Origin of the sequence: Rhodococcus triatomae (genome assembly GCF_014217785.1) — a bacterium.
Taxonomy (GTDB): Bacteria; Actinomycetota; Actinomycetes; order Mycobacteriales; family Mycobacteriaceae; genus Rhodococcus_F; species Rhodococcus_F triatomae.
In genome coordinates this window covers 666,349-688,932 of the sequence record NZ_CP048814.1, presented here as the reverse complement: position 1 = coordinate 688,932, position 22,584 = coordinate 666,349, and the positions used below count along the sequence as shown (strand labels likewise).

General features: G+C 68.2%; 20 protein-coding genes and 1 pseudogene. 13 read left to right on the top strand and 8 right to left on the bottom strand.

Features of this window, described 5'->3' with window-relative positions; all coding sequences use genetic code 11:
• Positions 1-265: 265 nt before the first annotated feature.
• From G4H71_RS03225 to G4H71_RS03210, 4 genes are all read right to left on the bottom strand, one after another.
• Positions 266-3,493 (bottom strand): arabinosyltransferase domain-containing protein, encoded by a 3,228-nt coding sequence (locus G4H71_RS03225; RefSeq protein WP_083343175.1) that lies wholly within the window; start codon positions 3,491-3,493, stop codon positions 266-268.
• Positions 3,494-3,540: 47 nt separating this feature from the next.
• Positions 3,541-4,509, bottom strand: a complete 969-nt coding sequence (locus tag G4H71_RS03220; RefSeq protein ID WP_072736977.1) for a GTP pyrophosphokinase — start codon at positions 4,507-4,509, stop codon at positions 3,541-3,543.
• Positions 4,510-4,540: 31 nt separating this feature from the next.
• Positions 4,541-5,935, bottom strand: coding sequence for a dicarboxylate/amino acid:cation symporter (locus G4H71_RS03215; RefSeq protein ID WP_072736822.1), 1,395 nt, complete (start codon positions 5,933-5,935; stop codon positions 4,541-4,543).
• A 228-nt stretch (positions 5,936-6,163) separates the two neighbouring features.
• Positions 6,164-6,535 (bottom strand): VOC family protein, encoded by a 372-nt coding sequence (locus G4H71_RS03210; protein WP_072736978.1) that lies wholly within the window; start codon positions 6,533-6,535, stop codon positions 6,164-6,166.
• Between the two features lie 115 nt (positions 6,536-6,650).
• Here G4H71_RS03210 and nhaA point away from each other — a divergent pair, with 115 nt between their 5' ends.
• From nhaA to G4H71_RS03165, 9 genes are all read left to right on the top strand, one after another.
• The gene (gene nhaA / locus G4H71_RS03205; RefSeq protein WP_072736823.1) at positions 6,651-8,492 is read left to right on the top strand and encodes a Na+/H+ antiporter NhaA; all 1,842 of its coding nucleotides are present in this window, start codon (positions 6,651-6,653) and stop codon (positions 8,490-8,492) included.
• Between the two features lie 94 nt (positions 8,493-8,586).
• Complete coding sequence (locus G4H71_RS22770; protein ID WP_072736824.1) at positions 8,587-9,756, top strand: WXG100 family type VII secretion target; 1,170 nt, start codon at positions 8,587-8,589, stop codon at positions 9,754-9,756.
• Positions 9,753-10,508 (top strand): ESX secretion-associated protein EspG, encoded by a 756-nt coding sequence (locus G4H71_RS03195; protein ID WP_072736825.1) that lies wholly within the window; start codon positions 9,753-9,755, stop codon positions 10,506-10,508. The genes G4H71_RS22770 and G4H71_RS03195 overlap by 4 nt, the downstream gene beginning before the upstream one ends.
• Before the next feature lie 55 nt (positions 10,509-10,563).
• Positions 10,564-11,010 (top strand): hypothetical protein, encoded by a 447-nt coding sequence (locus G4H71_RS03190; RefSeq protein WP_072736826.1) that lies wholly within the window; start codon positions 10,564-10,566, stop codon positions 11,008-11,010.
• Positions 11,007-11,546: a DUF3558 domain-containing protein gene (locus G4H71_RS03185; RefSeq protein ID WP_072736827.1), complete on the top strand. Its 540-nt coding sequence runs from the start codon at positions 11,007-11,009 to the stop codon at positions 11,544-11,546. The genes G4H71_RS03190 and G4H71_RS03185 overlap by 4 nt, the downstream gene beginning before the upstream one ends.
• A 148-nt stretch (positions 11,547-11,694) precedes the next feature.
• Positions 11,695-12,141: a hypothetical protein gene (locus G4H71_RS03180; protein ID WP_072736828.1), complete on the top strand. Its 447-nt coding sequence runs from the start codon at positions 11,695-11,697 to the stop codon at positions 12,139-12,141.
• Positions 12,141-12,677, top strand: a complete 537-nt coding sequence (locus G4H71_RS03175; RefSeq protein ID WP_072736829.1) for a DUF3558 domain-containing protein — start codon at positions 12,141-12,143, stop codon at positions 12,675-12,677. The genes G4H71_RS03180 and G4H71_RS03175 overlap by 1 nt, the downstream gene beginning before the upstream one ends.
• 29 nt (positions 12,678-12,706) lie before the next feature.
• Positions 12,707-13,012, top strand: a complete 306-nt coding sequence (locus tag G4H71_RS03170) for a hypothetical protein (protein ID WP_072736830.1) — start codon at positions 12,707-12,709, stop codon at positions 13,010-13,012.
• 23 nt (positions 13,013-13,035) lie between these two features.
• Complete coding sequence (locus tag G4H71_RS03165; RefSeq protein WP_139183296.1) at positions 13,036-13,488, top strand: hypothetical protein; 453 nt, start codon at positions 13,036-13,038, stop codon at positions 13,486-13,488.
• Between the two features lie 6 nt (positions 13,489-13,494).
• Here the strand turns inward: G4H71_RS03165 and G4H71_RS03160 are convergent, their stop codons facing one another.
• The 4 genes from G4H71_RS03160 to G4H71_RS03145 form a co-directional block, all read right to left on the bottom strand.
• Entirely contained in the window at positions 13,495-14,508 is a 1,014-nt protein-coding gene (locus G4H71_RS03160; RefSeq protein WP_072736832.1) for an MBL fold metallo-hydrolase, read from the bottom strand.
• Between the two features lie 88 nt (positions 14,509-14,596).
• Positions 14,597-16,171 (bottom strand): bifunctional 3-(3-hydroxy-phenyl)propionate/3-hydroxycinnamic acid hydroxylase, encoded by a 1,575-nt coding sequence (locus G4H71_RS03155; protein WP_072736833.1) that lies wholly within the window; start codon positions 16,169-16,171, stop codon positions 14,597-14,599.
• Positions 16,164-16,838 carry a YceI family protein gene (locus tag G4H71_RS03150; RefSeq protein WP_072736834.1) on the bottom strand — a complete coding sequence of 225 codons (675 nt, stop codon included), beginning with the start codon at positions 16,836-16,838 and terminating at the stop codon, positions 16,164-16,166. The genes G4H71_RS03155 and G4H71_RS03150 overlap by 8 nt, the downstream gene beginning before the upstream one ends.
• A 39-nt stretch (positions 16,839-16,877) precedes the next feature.
• On the bottom strand, positions 16,878-18,158 hold the full coding sequence (locus tag G4H71_RS03145) for a glycosyltransferase (RefSeq protein ID WP_072736835.1): 1,281 nt from the start codon (positions 18,156-18,158) through the stop codon (positions 16,878-16,880).
• Between the two features lie 216 nt (positions 18,159-18,374).
• Between G4H71_RS03145 and G4H71_RS03140 the strand changes: the two genes are divergently transcribed.
• The 4 genes and pseudogenes from G4H71_RS03140 to G4H71_RS03125 form a co-directional block, all read left to right on the top strand.
• Positions 18,375-19,424, top strand: a complete 1,050-nt coding sequence (locus tag G4H71_RS03140; RefSeq protein ID WP_072736836.1) for a type III polyketide synthase — start codon at positions 18,375-18,377, stop codon at positions 19,422-19,424.
• Between the two features lie 142 nt (positions 19,425-19,566).
• Positions 19,567-20,364, top strand: coding sequence for an SDR family NAD(P)-dependent oxidoreductase (locus G4H71_RS03135; protein WP_072736837.1), 798 nt, complete (start codon positions 19,567-19,569; stop codon positions 20,362-20,364).
• A gap of 162 nt (positions 20,365-20,526) precedes the next feature.
• Entirely contained in the window at positions 20,527-21,468 is a 942-nt protein-coding gene (locus G4H71_RS03130) for a TauD/TfdA dioxygenase family protein (protein ID WP_072736979.1), read from the top strand.
• A 55-nt stretch (positions 21,469-21,523) separates the two neighbouring features.
• A pseudogene (locus G4H71_RS03125) lies at positions 21,524-22,584 on the top strand (NtaA/DmoA family FMN-dependent monooxygenase); the annotation flags it as partial.

Sequence of the window (22,584 nt, the reverse complement as noted above, 5' to 3'; positions counted from 1 at the left end):
ATCGCTGCACGTCAGCGGGTTACGCAACCGTAAAGGCTGATGAAGTGCAGATGCCGCCCGTGTTACGGGCGTGTGTTCCCGCAGCCCGCGGCCCCCACTGACCGTGCCTTTACCTCACCCCACCCCGCCCCACCCCCCTCAGTGGGTGAAGGTGGCCTTCAGCTCCTCAGACCGGTCGAAGGCCACCTTCACCCAGGGGGTGAGCGGGCGGATGTGGGGTCGGGCGGCGGGGTAGGCGGTGACGGTCAGGGGTAGGCGGTGACGGTCAGGGGTAGGCGGTGATGATGGGTGCGGGTGTCCACATCCCGGACCGGCGGACGGTCTCCGTGTCGAGCTGCGCGGGCGCCGCATCAGGGGCGAGGCGCTCGTATTGCTCGAGTCCGCCCCAGTCGCGATCCCAGTCGTCGCGCAGATAGGTCGGAATCGTCCGGCCCGACTGCAGCAGATCGATCCATCCCAGCGGTCCGCCGCCGAAGTGGTCCTGCCACAGCGTCGTCATGATCGCCGCAGGCCGGTCCGGGAGGATGCGGTACTCCGGCACCTCCGCCACGCCGAGGCGATGATCGAACGGCCGCTGGCACGGGAACTGCAGACCCACCGACCAGTCGATCATCACCGGCGTCGACGAGCCGAGAAGATCGTTCAGCGTCTGGGTCCGGGGCACTCGCGGCGGGGTGACGGCGACCCAGTCGTCGGCACCGGAGCCCTCGTCGGCGACCACCAGTCGGACCGCGTTCGCCTCGAGCGGCAGATCGTCCAGCGGGACACGCAGATTCCGCCAGGACGGCCGGGGGCCGATGTCGAGTGGCTGGGCGCGCCCGAGGACGTCGACCGCGCCGTCGGTGCGGCGCGAACCGTACTCGACCTCGACCGACGGGCCGTCGGTGACGATGCCGTCCGAGTTGACCGAACGCACACTCCCGGCGACGGCGATCGAGATGATGTCGCCGTCCCGGTCCAGTTGATACCAACTCGACGTCAGCGACGCGGGCTCGGGAAACCCGAAACTGCCGAGCACCGGGGTGGTCGCCGGGTCGAGCCCGAACGGCAGCGCCACGGTGCTGGCGTTGACGCCCACGGCACCCTGTCCGCCGCCGGTGCCGGCGGCGCTGCTGGATTGGCCGTCCTCGTTGTCCACCGAGTTCGCCATACCTTCCGAGGCGGCCTGCTCGTCCGCTCGCAGGTCTCCGGCGACGCCGTTGGGATCGAATCCGACGTTGGTCTCCGCGCCGAGCGCGCCCGGGACGTCGCCGGTGAGCGGCATCAACATCGAGGCGTTCGGATCGGTCTCGACGAGCACGTCGCGGGCCAGCCCACACGAGTCCCCGGCAACCGCCTCGACGTTGGACCGGGCCAGCGAGAACGCCGGGTACTGGGACACCGCTCCCTTGGACAGGGACAGCACCTCGAACAGCACCATGGCGGCGGCGGCCACGGTGAGCGGTGGGATCGCCCACCAGCGGGAGACCGGTTCGTCCCCGCCCCGGAACGGCTCGCGGAAGAAGCACCACGCCGCGAGCAACAGCATCGCCACGGTTGCGGCCAGCAGGATGGTTCCGGCGCCGAGCCCGGCGATCGACACCGGCTTGTCCCACCAGGGCACGCTGTAGGCGGAGACGTACCACCAGCCGTTGCTGCCCGTGAACGACAGTGCGAGCACGAACAGGACGGCGGCGCCGAACAGCGCACGGTTGCGTCGGGAACGCATCACCGCCGGAGCCACCGCGACGGCGGTGAGGATCGCCAGTGACCCCGCGAGACCGGCATAGATGCCGAAGTGGTGGGTCCACTTCGTCGGCGTGAACATCATCAGCAGCATCGCGGCGAGGGTGATCCCGACGATGCGCCGCGACGGGCCCGCGGACGTGCCCGGAATGCGTCCGCCCTTGCGCAGCATCACCAGGGTGCAGACCAGGATCGACAGGATCATCACCAACACGCCGAATCGACGGGCCAGCGAGCCGTCGGCGCTGATGTTGAACAGCCACTGGTAGCGCATGTGCTCGCCGAACCACGGCTCGTCCGGCCCGATCGCGTGCACCTTCTGCATCTGGAGCACCGCGGCCAGGGTCTGGTCGGAGAACACGACGGCGAGGATCACGGTGCCGGCCGCGATCAGCGGCCCGACGGCGGCGAGGTAGCCGATGCTGCGGGCGCGCGCGGTCACGATCTGGATGACCGGGCGGGCCCCGGCGATCAGCGCGCCGAAGCAGATCAGGCCGGACGGTCCCGAGGTCACGGTGATCGCGCCGATGAGGATCGCCGCCGCGGCCGGGAGCAACCGCCGGGTGGCGATGGCGCGTTCCACCGAGCACCAGGTGAGCAGCACACCGACGGCGACGATCGGTTCCGGGCGCAGGCCGTTGTTGTACGGCAGCCAGAAGGCGAGGAACACCAGGGCGCCGGTCCACAGCGGTATCCGGCTGCCGCGCACCGCGGCCCCGAGCCGGGGTGCGACCTCCCGGCTGATCACCAGCCACCCGACGATGCCCGCCAGCAGTGCAGGCAGCCGCATCCACGGACTCGCCGTGCTCACGTTCGCCATGAGTGCGAGAAGGTCGTAGTAGGGGGTGCCGAACGGGGCCTCCGGGACACCGAACCAACGGAAGTAGTTGGACATGTACCCCGCGTGCTCGGACGCCCGGGCCATCGTGAACTGGTAGCCGTCGTCGGACGTGGTGGCACCGATGAAGTGCCACAGCACCAGCGTGCCGATGACGACCGCGTCCAGGCCGGTGAAACTCCACCACCGCTGGGGGAGGAACCGGCGCGAGCGCCTGCCGTCGCTCGCGTCCAGCCGGTGCAGTGCGAGGAGGGCGAGTGCCGTGGCCAGGATGCCCACGACCATCGCGACCAGCTTGATCGCCGACGGGCTCGAGGAGAAGCGGGAGTCGAGTTCGGCGTCCACCCGCATGCCGGTCGGGGCGGCGCCGTCGAGGTCGGTGAAGATACCCACCATCTGGGGGCGCAGGTCGCCCTCGAACACGGTCGGTGCGCGGTCGGAGACGCCCACCGTGGTCCGGGACGAGTCCGCGCGGATCTCGACGGTGCAGTCGGTGAGCGTGGTCACCGGCTCGGACAGCATGATGCGGTCGCGCACGGTGACCTGGAGTTGTGCCGGTTCTCCCGCGGTGACCCGGGCGACGAGACCGTAGCGCTCGGCGTCGGCGGCTCCCGGTGGGGCCGTCGAGAGCAGCACCCCGCCGCCGCCGGCGGCGAGCGGGGCGACGGCGGTGCAGGGGATATCCGCGTCGAGGCTCAACGGCGCGTACGAGACGAGGGGGGCCTCGACGCCGGTGGTGGTGCCGTCCTGCGGCCAGGACAGGGACGCGGCCTCCTGCTGGACCGGCAGGAACGGGATCGAGAGCGTCGAGACGATCGCGATCAGCGACGCGAGCACCGCGAGCAGGCGCGGCTTCGACAGATCGGGGACGGTCTTCTCGATCGCCGGGGTGGGAGGGCGGATCGGATCGTCCACAGCGCTGTCGGTCACGACGCCCGATGCTAGCGAACCGGCCAGTAGCTCGGCCGGAGGGTCGCTCAGCTGGGGTTCTTCCGATCGGGCAGCGCCGCGGGATGGAAGTAGAGGGCGTCCTCGGTCTCGTCGACGAGCACCGCGACCCGGTCGCCGACGTCGAGGTGGTCGCTCACCCGGATCCGGTCGGACGTCCCGAGGACTGCGCGCACCGACTTGGCGGGAATCAGCCCGCGGCGTCCGTCCGGTCCCACGGCGAGCGCGTAGCGCGGCCCGGTCCGGGTGACCCGGGCGAGGATCGTCCGCTCCTTCGCCGCGTCGAGATCGTCGCCGACGAGCGGACGGCTGGGATCGGCCGTCGTCTTGGTGTCCAACTCGATCGCCAGGGTGTCGGCCATGTCGTCGACCGTGGTGAGCAGATCCGCCATCCGGCGCGCATAGTCCTGGTGCACCGGGTCCGCTTTGAGTGCTTCGCCCGGTCGGTACATGTCCTCGTGGGTGAGTTCACTCCACGCGTCCTGTAGCCGGGTCTTCACCTGGACCTCGATCTTGACCATCTGGTCCCCGTGGTTGGTGGCCACCGGGACGTCGAGCACCGCGTGGTACGCGCGGTAGCCGCTCTCCTTCGGGTTCTCCACGTAGTCGATCGGCGGGACGGCGAAGCGCACCGACGAATCGCCCGCCGTGCACGCCGACTCGAGGGCCGTGGTGAACGCGCGCAGATCACGTGGGCTCTTGCACAGCACCTTGACGCCGAGCAGATCGTGGAGGGCCGCCTCCACGTCTTCCATCGTCCGGGGTGCCGGAAAGACGCCCTCGGCGATCTTGCGGCGCATCTTGTCGGCGGCGCGGCTGCGCTTCTTGATCCGCGACGTGCTCGCGTCCAGCCGGTCCCGATCCTGGCTGTCGAGGACGTCGTCGGAAATCGACTCGAGGAACTGGGTGCCGGCGACCATCGCGACGTCCCAGGCCCGTGAGCGGGCGCGATACAGCTGCGCCACGAGCCGCTCGATGCTGGGTGTGTCTGCTGCCACCGTCGTTCCTTCCGCCTGTTCAGCGGTGAGGTTACGCGGGTGCGGCCACCGACCGTTCGTCAACGGTGGTCGTGTCGTCCGCGAACGGATCGCCGTCGCGCGGCGCGTCGTAGAGTTCGCGGTTCAGCAGCCCTTCCCGCTTGGCCACGATGGTCGGCACCAGCGCCTGCCCCGTCACGTTGACGGCGGTGCGGCCCATGTCGACGATCGGCTCGACCGCGAGGAGCAGGCCGACGCCGGCGAGCGGCAGCCCCAGGGTCGACAGTGTCAGCGTGAGCATGACGGTGGCACCGGTGGTCCCCGCGGTGGCCGCGGAGCCGATGACCGAGACCACGATGATCAGGAGGTAGTCGGTGACGGACAGCGGCACGTCGTAGAACTGGGCCACGAAGATCGCCGCGATCGCCGGATAGATGGCGGCACAGCCGTCCATCTTGGTGGTCGCGCCGAGGGGCACCGCGAACGACGAGTACTCACGTGGCACACCGAGGTTGCGTTCGGTGACCCGCTGCGTCAGCGGCAGGGTGCCGATCGAGGAACGGGAGACGAATCCCAGTTGCGTTGCCGGCCAGACACCGGAGTAGAAGCTACGCACCGACAGTCCGTGCGCCCTGATGAGAACCGGGTAGACCACGAAGAAGACGAGGGCGAGGCCGAGATAGATGGCGGCGGTGAACCAGCCGAGTGAGCCGATCGCGTCCCAGCCGTAGCTGGCGACCGCGTTGCCGATCAGCGCTGCCGTGCCGATGGGCGCCAGGCGGATGATCCACCACAGCACCTTCTGGATGATCGCCAGCAGGGATGCATTGAAGTTCAGGAACGGCTCGGCCTTCTCGCCGACCTTCAGTGCGGCGATGCCGATCGCTGCCGAGATGACCAGCAACTGAAGGACGTTGAAGCTCAACGACGTCGTCGCGACGTCGTCGGCAACGGTGGTCCTCGCGTTCAGCCCGAGGAAGTTGCTCGGGACCAGGCCGGTGACGAAGGCCCACCACGAGCCGGTGCTCGCGGGTTCCTTCGCGGCCTCGGCCGCGACGCCGGCGTGGTTGCCGGGCTGGGTGATCAGGCCGACGGCGATGCCGATGATCACCGCGATGAACGCGGTGATCGCGAACCACAGCAGTGTCTGCACTGCCAGGCGCGCGGCATTGGCCACCTCACGCAGATTCGCGATCGAGCTGACGATCGCGGTGAACACCAGCGGGATCACCGCCACGGTGAGGAGCTTGACGTAGCTCGAACCGATCGTGCTCAGCGTGCCGATCAGCCAGTTGTCGTTGCCGTCGGCGGCGTCGGGCATCGCCCGGGCGACCAGCCCGAGGACGACACCGATCACCAGGCCGGCGAGGACCTGGGGGCCGAACGAGGTGGCCCACCGGGGGAAGCGGGACTTCTCCGCGAGCGTGGGCGCAGCAGAATCGGACACGGGTGTACCTTTCGCGCGGCGGCGCACGGCAGACGGGCGCGGCCGAAGGAAGTGAAGTGAGGGGGAAGGGTGTTGCCGACGATCAGGCCGAGCGCGGACAGATCGCGCTCGCCTGGAGGCGAAGGTCGACGTAGCGCCGACAGGTCAGGAACAACACTCGACAGAGGGTACTCCCGGCTCACGGTAGGTCGTCGCGGGGTGTGAGCAGCGGCTCTCCCGGCGTGTTCGTCAGTCGGCCGAGGGCCGTTGGTGCAGGCCGAACGGTGAGCCCTGATCGTCTCGGCACAGCCGGAATCGGCCGAACCGCGGGACGGTGTCGGGGTCGTCCTCCACGTGGTCGTCGCCGAGCGATTCGATGCTGCCGCCGAGTTCGCGGACGCGGGCCACGGCCGCGTCGAGATCGTCGACCGCGAAGAACAGATACGGGCCACCGCCCGCATCCCCGCCGTGCATGCCGCCGGGAATGTTGGGGGTGTCCACGACGAATCCGTCACCGCCGGGGCTGGGCTCGAACGACCAGCCGAACAGCGACCGGTAGAACTCCCGGCCCTGGGCCGGGTCGCCGACGCCGAGTTCGAAGAAGGACAGTTCGCCTGCCATGGTCCGCTCCTTCATGTGCGGTCGCGTGACGTCCGTCGCCTCCCGACGGTACTCCCGGGCGCGGGCTCTCCGGATGGTTACGCTGAGCGAACGTCGAGTTCGGGAGAGGAGTTCGATGGTCGCCGAGCAATCCCGGCTGCGCCGGGCGTCGATGCGGCTCGCGGTACTGCGCGACGACACCGGCGACGACAAGTTGGCGGCGGGATTCCTGCTCGCGGCGACGGCACTCGCCCTTCTCTGGGCGAACATCGGGGATTCGTACGCGACGTTCTGGCACACCCCCGTGTCGGTGCAGATCGGCGACTACGGCATCACCCTCGACGTCAAGCACTGGGTCAACGACGCGTTGATGACGCTGTTCTTCTTCGTCGTCGGTCTCGAGGTCAAGCGGGAACTGGCGATCGGAGAGCTCACCGACCGGAGCCGGGCCGCGGTGCCGCTCGTGGCCGCGGCGGCCGGGCTCGCGCTGCCCGCGCTGGTGTTCCTGCTTCTGAATCCGACCGGAGAGGAAGCACGGGCGTGGGGCGTCGTCGTGTCGACCGACACCGCCTTCGTGCTCGGTGCGCTGGCCCTGGTCGGCCCGAAGAACGCAGCGCGGCTGCGGGTCTTCGTGCTCACCCTCGCGGTCGCCGACGACATCGGGGCGCTCACCATCATCGCCGTCTTCTACACCGAGGACCTGTCGTTCGGGTTTCTGATGCTCGGCGGACTCGGACTACTCGTGATCATGCAGTTGCGGCGGCTCGAGGTGTGGCGTGGGGTCGCGTACTTCGTGGTGGCCGCCGCCACCTGGGTGGCGTTCTTCGAGTCGGGCGTACATCCCACCCTCGTCGGTGTGTTGATCGCGCTGATCCTCCCGGTGTACGCGCCGCGCCGCAGCGAGGTCGAGCAGGCTGGTGCGCTGGCCCGGGCGTTCCGGCAATCACCCAGCTCCGATCATGCACGCGCCGCACAACTCGGGGTGCTGCGGGCGGTGTCGATGAACGACCGGCTGTTGCGGTTCTATCAGCCCTACACCGCATATCTGGTGGTGCCGATCTTCGCGCTGGCGAACGCGGGAGTGGAGTTGTCCGGACAGACTCTGCGCCAGGCGATCTCGTCTCCGCTCACCTGGGGGGTGGTGCTGGGATTGGTGGTGGGAAAGTTCGTCGGGATCACGGGAGCGACGTGGCTGATGCGCCGGCTACAGCCGGCGAGCGTGCCGCCGGGCCTGCCGTTCGCTCATGTGGCCGGAGGCGCGGCCCTCGCCGGCATCGGGTTCACGATCTCGTTGTTCATCGTCGATCTCGCGATCGAGTCCCCTCTGCTCGCCAACGAGGCCCGGGTCGGGGTTCTGTTCGCGGCGATACTCGCGACCCTGTCGGGCTGGGCCATCTTCCGGATCTCGGACTGGCGCACTCCGCCGACCGAGCCGGCGGGCACCCATCTGCTGCGTCCGGTGGACCCGGCGCGGGACCACATTCGCGGCCCGGTCGACGCACCGCTGACGCTCGTCGAGTACGGCGACTTCGAGTGCCCCTTCTGCAGCAAGGCCACGGGCAGTCTGCGGGAGGTGTTCGAGCACTTCGGTCCGTCGCTGCGCTACGTCTTCCGGCACCTGCCGAAGGAACAGGAGCATCCGTCGGCCCGCTATGCGGCGGAGGCGAGCGAGGCTGCCGGAGCCCAGGGCCGGTTCTGGGAGATGCACGACCTGCTGTTCCGGCACAGCGACGCACTCGGCGAGGACGACATCTACCGGTATGCCGAGGCACTCGGTCTGGACCTGGACAGATTCGAGAAGGATCTGCGGACCGACGAGTACGGTCTGCGCGTCGACGACGACGTCCTCGATGCCCGCACCAGCGAGATCGGGATGACCCCCACCTTCTACCTGGGCGGGCCCGGGCAGGATCCGATGCGGCACACCGGACCGTTCGATGCGGCGTCGTTGATCGCGGGGCTCGAGCGGAATCGTTGAGCGGTCGCCGGGCTCGGGCCGATGGGAACCGGTTAGGGTGTCAGCGCGTCATATACTTCGAGCGCTGCGACTTTTCTCGCCGAGGGGGGACCTCATGACAGAACCGATCTATGTCCAGGACGTGGAGCGCTTCGACGGCTCGGAGTGGAGCCTGGAACAGCTGCGTGATCTGGCCCAATCGATGAACCCGGGGACCGTCGAACAGGTGCAGCGCACGTGGCGGGCGCTCGGGGCGGAGGCGAACACGAAGATCGTCGAGTTCGCCGACGCGGTCCGCCGCGAGATCGCGGCCTCCTGGCAGGGCGACGCGGCGAGTGCCGCGGACCAGAAGACGGCGAATTACTCCAGGTCGGCGGAGGCCGTGTCCACGCAGCTCGACGGGGTCGCGCTCTCGCTGGACCCGATCTACCAGGCGGCCTCGTCGCTCAAGGGCGGCGCCGTGCCCGAGGTCATGCCGCTCACCTGGTGGGACAAGATCACCCCGTGGAAGACCGACAGCGATGACGAGTACTACCGCAGGCGCGACGAGGCGCTGGAGGCGATCAACACGATCTATCCCCCCGGCGTGAAAGGCACCGACGGATCGGTGCCGGTGTTCCCGCCGTTGAAGGACGTCGTCGAACCGCCGGACCCGGGTGCGGACCCGCGGGGCCGACCGTTCACGGGTGGGACGGGTGGTGGATCCGGGGGAACTTCGGGTGGGGGTTCCGGCGGAGTGCCGGTCGATCCCACCGGCGATATCTCCGGGGACGTGGGCACGGGAGTGGACCCGTCGGGACCGTCGCCGACGGACTCCGGCGTCTCCGGTCTCGATCCGTCCACGGCGCCGCAACTCGGCGGCGATCCCGCATCGACGGCTGCCGCATCCGCCGGTGCGCCGCTCGGGGGCGGACCGGGTGCAGGCATCGGCGCGGATGGCTTCCGTCCCTCCGGCGGAGGCGGCGGCGGTGGACTCGGTGCTGCCGGAACCGGTGGGGCCGGTGGTGGGCTCGGTGGAGGTGGCCTGCTCGGCGGCGTCCCCGGCGGGCAGCCCGGCGCGGGCGGCACCGCGCCGGCGTCGGGCGCTCGGCCCGGCGCGATGGGCGCGGCACCGGGCCGGGGAATGGGCGGCGGGATGGGCGGAATGATGGGTGCGCCCGGAGCGAGGGGCGGCGGCAGTGACGACAAGGAACACAAGACGCCCGACTACCTCGTCACCCTGGACAACGGCAACGAACTGATCGGCAAGCTACCGACCACTGTGCCGCCGGTGATCGGCGCATGATCCGCAACTGGCAGATCCGCGGCGACCAGTTCGGTGCTCTGTGGCACGGTGCGGGCCAGGACCGATCGCCGCTTCCGTTCTCTCTCGTCGGGTCGGCTCGTACCCACGATGCACACGAGCGTGAGCAGGAGGCGATCCGCGCCGCATTCGCCGTCGAGGAACGCGAAGGAGTCCGGGACGCAGTACGGGTGCTGGCCGACCCCGAGGTGTACGTGGAGATTTCGGGTGAGACCGTCGACGAGCGTCCGCTGCGCATCATCGGTGCACAGGTGCAGCGATGGTCCGCGGTCGCCGTGCAGCTGCCGGGTTCGAATCCCGAGGTGGGCGGGGACGTGGTGCTGGGCGCCGGCATCACCGACGATCTCGCGCCGTTGCTGATCGGTGTGATTCCCCAGAACGCCGGAGGCTCGAAAACGTTCGCCCGCAACGACGAACCCGAACCGGACCACTTCTCCGGAAGCGTCCTGCAGAGCGCGGGTTCCGTCCCCGCCGCTCCTCGGTTCGAGGACGCAGTGCGGGCCGGGTACGCCGGGCGCGGGACGATCCGGGTGTTCCGGGGGCCGCGGCACACCCGCGCCGACCTCGCGATGATCCGGTGGTTCGACCTCGCCGGTGACGGCCGCTACATGATCGGCCCGAGCGATCCGCATGCTGCGGTCCCGGCCGGGCCGCGGGTGCTCGTCGACACCCTGTCGACGACTCTGCGGCGCGGTATCCGCGTGCAGCGGGAGATGGCGGAGCAGCGGTGGTAGGGAAATACGTTGGTAGCGGGCGTGTATGGGCAGAGCCCGAGCGAGGAGGACGGTCATGAGCGGTCCGGAAGATCAGCAGCCGGCAGCGCCGGGCACGGAGAATCCGCTGGCGAGTTCGTGGAAGCCGGTGCTCGATTCCGCGTTGAGCGGTGGACCGCTCAGTGTCGATCCTGAGGGGTTGCGGCGGTGCATTCAGCTGTGTCAGGACCACGCCAAAGAGATGGGCGACTGCGCGGAGCGTGCGAGAGATGAACTGAGAGTGGATGCATTGGGTATCGGGGAGGCTGATCTGGACTCGGCCCGTCTGCTGGTGGAGAAGTTCAATGACAAGGCGGTCGGTGGCGGGAAGATCCCTTTCGGCAGTTCCGCGGTCGGTATGTTCCGCGCCCACGAGGCGTTTGCGCTCGATATGAAGTCGACCTTCGAGGGTGTACTGCGCGCGTACGAGGAGCAGGAAGGGATAACGGTGGACAACCTTGGCAGCGCGGGTGGCGACCTGTGACGAACTTCAAGACGATCCGTTCGTTCGGCGTGGTGATGGCCGTGGTCGCGATCGGAACTTCATCCGCGGCATGCGGGGCATCGCAGGGCGAGGATGTGCCCGAGCCGCAGGCGAGTCTCACCTCTCACCCGTGTGATGTGTTCGGACCGGACGCGTTGTCGGCCGCTGGTTTCGACCCCTCTGAGTCGGAGCGATACGACGATCGTGAGGAGCCGTTCCAACGTCGTGCGTGCTCGTACTACGCCGGCGAGTCGCACAAGAGAGCGTTGGTCTCGTTCAACGGCATGCCGCTCGCCGACGTGGAGAGCGACGAGCGGTTCACCCTCGTGGAGGATGTCGAGGTAGCCGGGCACCGCGCGTTGGTCCACGATTTCCCCGGCGGGGTGCAGTGCCTGGCATCGGTGGAGATCGACCCGGGCGTGCTCGAGGTGATGGTCGGGTACAAGGCGATCGGCATGGAGACGCCCGAGGAGGCGTGCTCGTTTGCGCTGCAGGTCGCTGAGGATCTGGCCCCGTACTTCCCCGAGCATCTCTGACCCGCTGTACCGCGGGTGCTCGTCGACACTCTGGCGGACACCCTGCGGCGTGGCATCCGCGTGCAGCGGGAGATGGCGGAGCAGCGATGGTAGGGAAATACGTTGGTAGCGGGCGTGTATGGGCAGAGCCCGAGCGAGGAGGACGGTCATGAGCGGTCCGGAAGATCAGCAGCCGGCAGCGCCGGGCACGGAGAATCCGCTGGCGAGTTCGTGGAAGCCGGTGCTCGATTCCGCGTTGAGCGGTGGGCCGCTCAGCGTCGATCCGGACGGGCTGCGGCGGTGCATTCAGCTGTGTCAGGACCACGCCGATGCGATGGGGCGTTTCGCCGAGCGGGCCCGACACGAGCTGCGAGTGGACTCCTTGGGAATAGGCGAGGCGGACTTGGAGTCTGCACAGCTGTTGATGGAAAAATTCAATGACAAGGCCCTCGGCGGAGGGCAGATTGCATTTGAAAGCTCAGCTTTGGGTCTGTTTCGTGCTCACCAGAGCTTCGCCAGGGACATGAAATCGACCTTCGAGGGTGTACTGCGTGCGTACGAGGAGCAGGAGGGTATCACCGTGGACAACCTCGGCAGCGTAGGGGGCGATCTCTGATGGGAGCGACAGCCGTTCGTTCGTTCGGTGCCATGATGGCTGTGGTGGCCATCGGTACTTCGTTGGCGGCGTGCGGGACATCGCAGGATGAGAAGCCACCCGAGATCGAGGAGAGTTTGACGTCGCATCCGTGCGATGTATTCGGCCCTGAGGCATTGTCGACTGCGGGGATCGATGGATCCTCGGCGGAACGCTACGACGACCGTGAAGAGCCGTTCCAGCGGCGGACATGCGCCTACATTTCTCGAGACCCGTACTCGATGGTATCGGTGTCATTCAACGGGCTGTCGCTGTCCGAGGTGGAAGGTGACTCCCGTTTCACCGTGAGTGACGAGGCTGATATTGCCGGCCATCGAGCAGTGGTCCATGACTATCCACGCGGGTTGCAGTGTCTGGCGTCTGTCGAGATCGAGCACGGTGTATTGGAAGTAATGGTCGGATACCAACAGAGCGATATCGAGACGGCCGACCAAGCTTGCTCGTTGGCCCTGCAGGTCGCTGAGGATCTGGCCCCGTACTTCCCCGAGCATCTCTGACCTTGGAGCGGAAAGCAGGACTCACCCCCGTGTATCCACAGCAGCTGCAGGGCGGCTACTTTCCTCCGCCGCCCGGCACATTCGCACAGGCCGCGCCTGCGCACTTCGGTGGCCCGCCGCCGACCGGGTTCGTCGGAGTTCCCCCGCAACGAACCGGGCGGAGTATCGGGAACAAGATCGCACACGGCGTCGCCGTCACCGTGCTGTCGCTGGGTCTTGCCTTCGCCACGCTCCTCACCGTCGGCTATGCGATCCATGTCGCGACCACCGAGCGGACCGTGTACGAGAAGGCCGAGCACCTGGGATTCGGCCTCGCGGCGGGGCAGGGACGGTGACCGGCTCCCGGCAGCCGCCGTACGTGCCTGCGTATCCAGGAACGGCTCCACAGCTTCCGGCCGCACCCCCTCGTCGGCGACGTTCCAAGCTCGCGATCTTCTACGTCGCGGCAGCGGTGTGGTCGGTGGTCCTCGCGGTCACCGTGGCGATTTCCCTCCACATCGACGGTCGGGCAGCGCATCACGCCGTCCGCTTCGAGGTCGACGGCGGTGGTTTCGCAGCGCCGGTCGAGATCACCTACGGCGCCGCCGGTCTCGGCAGTGTCACCCAGGCCGTCCCCCGGCTGCCCTGGGTACACGACACCGAGGTTCCGGACGGAACGAACGGGATCACGCTGAGAGTCGCGCCGATCGAGGGCTTCGACGCATCGGGCATCACCTGTCGGATCTTCGTCGAAGGCGAGCTGTACGAGGAAGAGACGAGCACCGGGACGTCCGCACCCTACTGCTCCGTACGGGCCCGATCACGCTTCTGATCGACGTCAGGTCCGCACGAAACGGGCCGGATCGCTGCCGGGCACCTGTGCCACCTGCCCGCGGGCGACCAGGTGGCGGAGGTGCGCTGCGCCCTCGGAGAGGGCCATCGTCTTGCCGAGTGGGGAGATCGCGTCCCACGGCCGGTACCACTTCATCCGCGCGGCCACCTGCCACACGGTGAGTTCGTCGTCCGAGAAGGCGCCGACCAGGTGGGCCAGCCGCTCCTCGTGATGATCGATGAGGTCACCGGTGCGTCCCGCGACGTCCTCGATCGGCAGACCGTGCGCACCGAGGCCTCGGGTGACGTCCATCTTCTGCACGCGCCGCAGCGATTCCAGGAAGTCCGCGAGAGCATCCCGCTCGTCGAGGGGATAGACGAAGTTCCCCACGTGCGGTGTGGTCTTCTGCAGGACGTGGTCGCCGGTGAACATCGTGTCCACGTCTTCGAGGTAGAAGCAGACGTGACCGGGTGTATGTCCCGGTGTGTAGACGGCGCGCAGGTTCCGGCCCGCGAGCGGGATCACCTCGTCGTCGCCGAGTACCCGGTCCGGTCGGGAGTGGGCACCGGTGGGCGTCCCGCCGCGGGAGGACTCCTCGAAGGCGTCGAGATCCGTGGGGCTCGCTCCCGCCGCGGCGAGGTTGGCCCGCTGGACGTCCAGCCAGCCGCGATCGTGGGGTTCGACCATCTTCTCGAACATGTCGTAGTCGTCGCCGTGCATCGCGATCCATGCGCCGGACGCATCCCGCACCCGCCCGCACAGGCCGGTGTGGTCGGGGTGGAAGTGGGTGAGGACGACTCCCTCGACGTCTCCGACCGAGTGCCCGATGTCCTCGAGTCCGCGGACGAGGCCGTCCCACCCGTTGTCGTCGTCCCACCCGGCGTCGACGAGGACCAGGCCGCCGGGCGATTCCAGGGCGTAGACCAGGGTGTGTCCGAGCGGATTGCCCGTGATGGGCACCGGAATCTGGTAGATCCCGTCGCCGAGGGACGACGCACTGGACGGTGACCTGTCGGACATGGACACAACCTCGGGTGGGAGTAGATCGTTCAATCGGGTAACTACATACTCACCACATCGGCGTTCTCGACGCCACCCGGGGTCCCGTTCAGTGGTTCGGGCCACCGTCCGGAACGCAGTCGTCGACGCCCAGCACGCTTCTCCACGACTCCGGTTCCCGGAGGCGTCCGCGCTGGTCCACGGTGGCGAGCACGGCGCGATCCGGCCGGATCAGAACCTCCCGCAGCCGCCGGCTCCGCATCCACGAGCCGACCGTCGGCAGGGTGGTCTCGGTGACCGTCACAGTTCGCGCGCCGAGGCGTGTGCCGACCTCTGCGAGAGCGTGGTCCGTGTCGGAGCGTCGGAGCAGGGCGAATCCCGGGCCCAGCAGTTCGTCCGATCGGGTGCCGTCGGCAGCCACGTCCTGGGGGAGGGGCCGGCCGACCGCGACGGGGCCGATCCGGCGCCGGACCCGGGTCAACGCGCTGCCTCGGAGCGGGGGTTCGAGCAGACGGCGGACGATCGGATCGGGACCGGGTAGCCGTCCGGCTCCCCTGAGCGCGATGTGTGTCGCCCGGCCGGGCACGCCGGGGGGAACCGACATCACGTGCCCGATGAGAGTTGCGGCTCCGACCGCGCGGAGTACGTGTCGTCTCCGTTCCGGCCCGTAGGTGTCGAGCAACGCCTCGGACGCTCCACCGCGCAGGACGGCGGCGACCTTCCACGTGAGGTTCGCAGCGTCGCGCTGGCCGGCGCCGAGGCCCTGGCCGATGAACGGCGGAGTCAGATGCGCGGCGTCGCCGAGAACGAACAGCGGGCCCGCGCGCCAGGTCCGTGCGACGTGGGCACGGTGCGAGTAGGTGGTGTGCCGGAGGATTCGTAGCGTCGACCCGCCCGGAGGCGCCCAGGGCTCGAGCAGCGCGTGGATCTTCTCCTCGTCGAACGGGATTCGGGGATCGTGAGCCGCGGGAAGACGGAACTCCCAGCGGTATCTGGTGTCCGAGATCTGCATGAAGGTCGCGGAGTCGAGGCCGCCGCACACCTGGTGCACGCCGGCCCACATACCCAGGTCTGCCTCGCACTCGGCATCGACCACGAGCCACCGCTGAGAGAAGCCGAGATCGGTGGACCCGTCCGCGATGTGCGTGCGCACGACGCTGTGTGCGCCGTCGCACCCGAGGACGAATCGTGCGGTGACAGTGGACGTGGCACCGGTCGCGATGTCCCGGACGGTGACCTCGGCGACGCCGTCGGGGCGTATCCGGATTCCGGTGACCTCGATTCCGGGGCGCACCGTGACTCCGGTGAGGTCGCGAAGGTTCGCCCGCAGCACGTTCTCGAGGTGCGGCTGATCGAACATGTTGGTCTGCGGCCACCCGTGGACACCCACCCGCAGATCGCGCCTGATCTCGAGCAGCTCACGAAGATCGGTGTCCACCAGCCGCATTCCGAGGGCCGGACGGCAGAGGGAGGAGACCTCCTCGCCGACGCCCGCGGCCTGGAGGATACGCAGGACCTCGTCGTCCAGGTGGACGGCGCGGGGGAGTGGATACGGCGTCGAGGATCGTTCGAGGACGGTGCAGGGCACTCCCTGGCGGGCGAGCAGTGCAGCGGCGGTCAAGCCGGTGGGTCCGGCCCCGACGATCAGGACCGGGACCGTCGGATACGAGCTCGGGTCAGTCACGGTCGAGCACGATGGCGAACTGCACCTGTCCGGCGTCCTCGACGACGATGTTGGGGAACATGGTGGGCTTGGGAACCTCGTAGTCCGTCCAGACGACGTCGATCGCCCCAGCGGTCTCGAGGCGATCACCAGACTGGCGGATATCGAAATCTGCTGTCACCGGCCGTGTCTGGCCGCGAATGGTCAGTTCGCCGGTCACCGGGACGGTGGCCGAGGTGCCGTCCGACGGCAGCGACGACAGGTCGACGGACTCGGTGAGGGTGAACGTGGCCTCGGGGTACTGGGCGGTGGCCATGATCATCGTGTCGAACATCGAGTCGCGGCGGCTGTCGTCGGTGGCGATCGAGGCGACCGTGACCGCCACGGACCCGGAGATCAGGGTGGAGTTCTCGATGACGGCCCCGCCGGTGACGTCCTCGGTCTGTCCGCGGACGAACACGCGCTGCCCGTTGAGGGTCTCCCACACCTCGTAGCCGGCCTGGGAGCCGGGCCCGGCCACCCAGCTGCCGTCGAGCGGTCCGGACGCGGCGCTGGCCTCGTCCGACAATCCGAGGGCCTCGGGCTGATCGCCGTGCAGGAAGGTGGCGTAGACCCACGGGCCCACGCCGATCACGAGTGCGGCCACCACCACGAGGCCGCCGACGATCCACAACAGTCGCTTGCGCATGAGAAGAGAAGGTAGCGGACAGATCGCCCAAATGGGGAGCTACGTTGTTCGAGCGTCAACTTGCCGCGAGATTGCGTCCAGCGAGTCGAGTTCTCCCAGCTCGCGCTGGAGCTCCTCCGCCCGAGAACGATAGTGGCTGTTGCTAATTACCTCGTCGATGGCCCGCCCTAGAACCGCACTGGACGGTCTGCCGGAACGAATTCGCAGTCCGGCACCGGCTCGTTCCAGGCGTGCGCCGACCTCGGCCTTGTCCTCGGTGCTGCCCGCGACGACGATCGGGACTCCGTGTGCGAGCGCGAAGTGCACGCCGCCCCACCCGCCGTTGGTCACCATCACGTCGACGCGGGGAAGCAGCAGGTCGAAGGGCACGAATTCGGAGACGATCAGGTTCGGGGCGTTCCGGCGAACCGCATCGACCGGCCGGCCTCCCGTGGTGGCGACGATCAGGACGTCCTGGCCGGCGAGGGCGTCGATGGTGGGTTCGATGAGGCGGCTCAGGTCGTCGTTGTCGAGCGTGCCCTGTGTCACCAGCACCACCGGGCGGTCCGTGTCGAGCCGCGTCCACCACGGGGGGACCGCCGAGTCGGCAGGGGCCGGGGGGAGGATCGGGCCGACGAAGCTCAGGCGGTCACCGATATCGCTACGGGGATACTCGAAACCGGGTGTGGTCAGCACGAATACCTTGTCGGCGAGCAGTGGCCAGTCCAGCAGAAAGGTCGCTGCGCCGCGGCCGGTGACCGACCGGGTGCCCGCGTCGGCGACCTGCTGTGCCCGCCGCAGGACCAGTTTCCTTGCCCCGGTGTTGAGAAGTCCGTTGACGGTCTTGCGGAGCCCGGACGCTGCGGGCGGCAGCCCGGGGCCGAACGGGGCGGTGTCCACGCTGGTCGCCATGAGTGGAGATGTGCAGACCGCGAACACCTTTGGCCGATCGGAGACTGGACGTTCGACCAAGGGGAGGGTGCCCATGAAGAGATTCTCGGCGAGTACGAGGTCCACGTCGAAGGCATCGATCGCCTCGTCGATCGCCCGGTACTGCTCGGCGAGGGGAGCGGCGAACATGTGCTCGGCATCGAACCGGGACCGGAGGAACGCCGGCCTGCGGCCCCGGCCGGGGAAGTGATCGTCCAGCCTCGATTCGTCGTAATCGCAGGTGGAAGGCAGTGGCTGGAAACGGATTCCCGAGCGCTCGGCGCGTTCGCGGAACTTGCGGCCGGTCAGGATCGTCACGTCGGTTCCGCTCTCCACGAGGCGGCGCCCGATGGCGAGCATGGGCTGGACATGGCCCGTGAGCGGCGCACTGCACAGCAGAACGGATTGCATCGAAGTTTCCCTTCGGAGCGGAGCCGACGGAGTCGGAAGCCCGGGTGACGGGGCGTCGACCTGGGCGATGATGGACGACCGTACAACGCGGGTGGCGGAAAAACGAACGTCTTGCGCACCGGTGCGAGCTGCGTCTACGTTGAGCGCTCGCCGGGTTCGACGTCGAACCAGTGCTGCACACCCTGCATCCCTACTCCCGTCACGGAGCCCCCTGCCATGACCACTGCCTACATCAATCGCATCAGTACCGCGGTGCCCGAACACGATGTCCACCAAGCCTTCGTCGACTTCGCCGACAACACGTTCACCGAGCGCCGCAAGCAGCTGTTGTTCCGACGCATGGCCGACCGGGCTCAGATCTCCCACCGCTGGGCGGGAATCGGATCTCCGGATTCCTTCTACGGTGACGACCCCAACTCGGTGACCACAGAGACCCGGATGATCGAGTTCGAGCGCAACGCTCCGGGATTGGCGACCCGCGCAGTCGACGGGTTGAACCTCGGGGACCAGGCAGCGGAGGTCACTCACCTCATCGTCATCTCGTGCACCGGATTCTTCTCGCCGGGAATCGACTTCGAGATCATCGAGAAGTGTGGTGTCCCGATGTCCGTGGAGCGGACGACGATCGGGTTCATGGGTTGCTTCGCGGGAATCAACGGGCTCAAGACCGCACACCACATCGTGCGCTCCGAGCCGAACGCCAAGGTGCTCGTGGTCAGCCTCGAGCTGTGCTCGCTGCACCTGCAGCGCTCGGACTCGCTCGAGACCATGCTGTCCTTCCTCGTGTTCGGGGACGGCTGCGCGGCGGTGCTGGTGTCCGCGGAGGAGGAGGGCATCGCGATCGACTCCTTCAAAGCGCTCATGGTTCCGGAGAGTGCGGAACTCATCACCTGGCGGATCGGGGACATCGGGTTCGACATGGTGCTGTCGGGCAAGGTTCCCGGTGTCCTGTCGCGGACTCTGGACGAACCCAACGTGAAGTCGATTCTCTCCGGTGCGGAGAAGGACTCGATCAATCTGTGGGCTGTCCACCCCGGAGGGCGCTCGATTCTCGACGCGGTGGAGGAGGCAGTCGGGCTCGAGCCGGAGGCGCTGTCCCCGTCGCGGCACGTACTGGACAACTATGGCAACATGTCCTCGGCGACTGTGCTGTTCGTCCTCGCCGAGATGATGGAACGGGCGAAGAACGGCGGTCCCACCGGTTCGGGCTGCGCCATGGCGTTCGGTCCGGGCCTCACCGCGGAGACGATGCTCTTCCACATCTGATCCGCGCGCTCCGCAGCCGCGTCCCCCCGTCCGTGCCGTCCTTTCGGTGACCTGGCCCTTTCGGTCACCTCGCGCCGAACACGTGACCGACCCGTCGTCGTTGCCTACCGTCGGGGGTAGCAGCGACCACGAGGAGTGCGGGATGGATCTGGGATTGACGGGCAAGCGGGCGATCGTCACCGGCGGTAGCAGGGGGATCGGGCTGGCGACGGCTCGGGCGTTGGCCCGCGAGGGCGCGGACGTGGTGATCGCGGCGCGCGGTGTCGACGCACTGGAACTCGCAGCGAAGACACTCACGGCCGAGACCGGCAGCACGGTGGTGCCCGTCGCGGTGGACACCGGGGACGAGGAGTCGGTGCGGGCGCTGGTGCGTCGTACCGTCGACGAACTCGGGGGTGTCGACATCCTGGTCAACTCCGCGGCAACGCCGTGGAGCGCGGGCAAGCCCACCGATTTCGAGGCGATCACCGACGACGTGGTGCGCGAGGAGATCGAGATCAAGGTGCTCGGCTACCTGCGCACCGCGCGGGCCGTCGCGCCGCACTTCGTCGCCCAGGGCTGGGGGCGGATCGTGAACATCAGTGGTCTGGGTGCACGGCAGGCGAATTCGATCGCCCAAACCGTACGGAACGTCAGTGTCGCGGCACTGACGAAGAATCTCGCCGACGAGCTCGGCCCGAAGGGTGTCAACGTGACCGTCGTTCACCCCGGGATCACCCGCACCGAGCGGCTGGTGGACCGGCTCGCGGCGCAGTCGGCCGAGCAGGGGGTGTCGGTGGACGAACTCGAATCGCGTCTGGCGACCAACTCGATCCGACGGATCGTGGATGCGAGCGAGGTCGCGGACGTCGTGGCGTTCCTCGCGTCTCCGCGCAGTATCGGCATCACCGGCGACGCGGTCGCGGTCGGCGGAGGTGCACCGGGCGCGGTGTACTACTGAGGTGAATCGGCGCGCGGGCGGCCGTCCCGAGACTGATGTCACGTTGTGCTCCATGGCATCACGGTGATCGCAACTCGTGGCTTGCCGGCGCGCCACCCTTACGGTCGTGGACACGCCGGTGGGGCGTCCGCCCCGCCGAACCGTCCCCTGTGAGGAGTGTCGATGACGACATCGGTCACCGAATCCCGTATCACCGTCGAACCGCAATCGGGCTGGACCGGTGCCCTGATCTCCGGTGTCGACCTGTCGAAGCCGCTGTCGGAGGAGGCCGTCGCCCGGATCCGGGAAGCCCTCCTGACATGGAAGGTGGTGTTCTTCCGCGATCAGGACCTCGACCATGCCGGACAGATCGCCTTCGGCAAGCAGTTCGGTGAGGTCACCCCGGGCCATCCGTACGAGGGTGACGCTGCGCCTCCCGGTTTTCCGGAGATCCACACCGTCTCTCCCGAGGCGTACGACCAGCGCTACGGTGTCGCCTACCGAAAGAAGCAGGGTGCCAACGGTCCTGGCTGGCACGCGGACGTCACCCCACTGATCAACCCGCCGTCGCACTCGATACTGCGGGCCGAGGTGGTTCCGCCCTACGGCGGGGACACCCAGTTCTCCAATGTCGCCGCGGCCTACGACGGCTTGTCCGCGCCGCTCCGTCGGTTCATCGACGGACTGCGTGCCGAGCATCGGTTCGGGAGCAGCTTCTCGGCCGAGCGCAGCAAGGAGAAGATCGGCGAACTCGTCCGCAGCAGCCCGCTGGCGTCCGTCCACCCGGTGGTGAGAGTGCACCCGGAGAGCGGCGAGCGGGTGATCTACGTGAACCCGTCGTTCACCCGCGAGATCGTCGATCTCTCTCCCCGGGAGAGCAGGCACATCCTGGACCTGCTGTTCGAGGAGGTCGCTCGGCCCGAGTACACGGTGCGGTTCAAGTGGGAGCCGGGCAGCGTAGCATTCTGGGACAACCGTGCCGTCCTCCATCTCGCGCCCAAGGACGTCGAACATCTGGGACACGACCGGGTGCTTCACCGCATCACCCTGGTCGGCGATGTCCCGGTGGGAGTGGACGGCGAGGAATCGCAGTCGCTGGCCGGTGAGCGGTTCGGGGCGGCCTGAATCGAGGTGAGCGAAACCCTGGCACGCGAGAGACGGGATTCCCAGCGTCGAAGGAATGGGATACCAGCCTCGACGCAGACCGCTCGAGACGGTGACCGGGGTCAGCGGCGGAGAGGACATCTATTCGGCTGCAGTGGATCCGGCGAGGTCGACGCTGGACACCTCGCTCGAGATCGCGAGGATCGCCGAGGAGCACAGGTTCGATGCCCTCTTCGCCGCAGATCTGTTGAGTTTCGGGGCCCAGGGGGCGATCGGCGCTCAGGAGCCGATCGTCTACCTGGCGGCGCTCAGCGCCGTCACCTCGCACGTGGGGTTGATCGCGACGGTGACCACCACGTTCCACCACCCGTACAACCTGGCCCGGTTGTTCGGCACCCTCGACCACGTGAGCAACGGCCGGTCGGCGTGGAATGCGGTCACCTCCTCGGTCGGGGAGGAGAACTACAGCGATCTCGATCTCCCTTCGCCGGAGGAACGGTATGCACGGGCCACCGAGTCGCTCGAAGTGGTCAACGCGCTCGTCGATTCGTGGCAGGAGGGTGCACTCGCCCCGGACGGTCGGGGCGGGGCGATCCTCGACGCGCACCGGGTACGTCCGATCGAAACACACCGGGCAGTACTTCACGGTGCAGGGGCCGCTCAACATTCCGCCGGTGCCGCAGCGACGCCCGGTGCAGTTCCAGGCGGGTCAGTCCGCCGGCGGGGTCGAGCTCGGCGCGCGTTTCGCCGAGGTCGTCTTCACGTCGCTGCCGACGCTCGAGGACGCCGTCACCTACACCAAGACCATCCGGGCCCGCGCCGTCGATCTCGGTCGGGCGGAGGGTCTGCCACTGATCTTCAGCTCGTTCCACGCCACCTACGGGGCTTCCGAGGAAGAGGTCGCGAGGCTGGTGCGTGAGCAGGAGGAATCGATCGACCTCGATGCCGGTCGTCGGCGACTCGAGGACATGCTCGGAGGTGCCGACCTGTCGGATCTGCCGTTGGACAAGCCGATTCCGGAGAGCATGCTCCCCGAGGTGAACTCGGTGAACCGGCGTCGCGGCAGGGTGGAGATCTTCAGCCGGCTCGCCGCTACGGGGCGCACGCTCCGGGAGCTGATCGTCGCGTCGAAGGCCG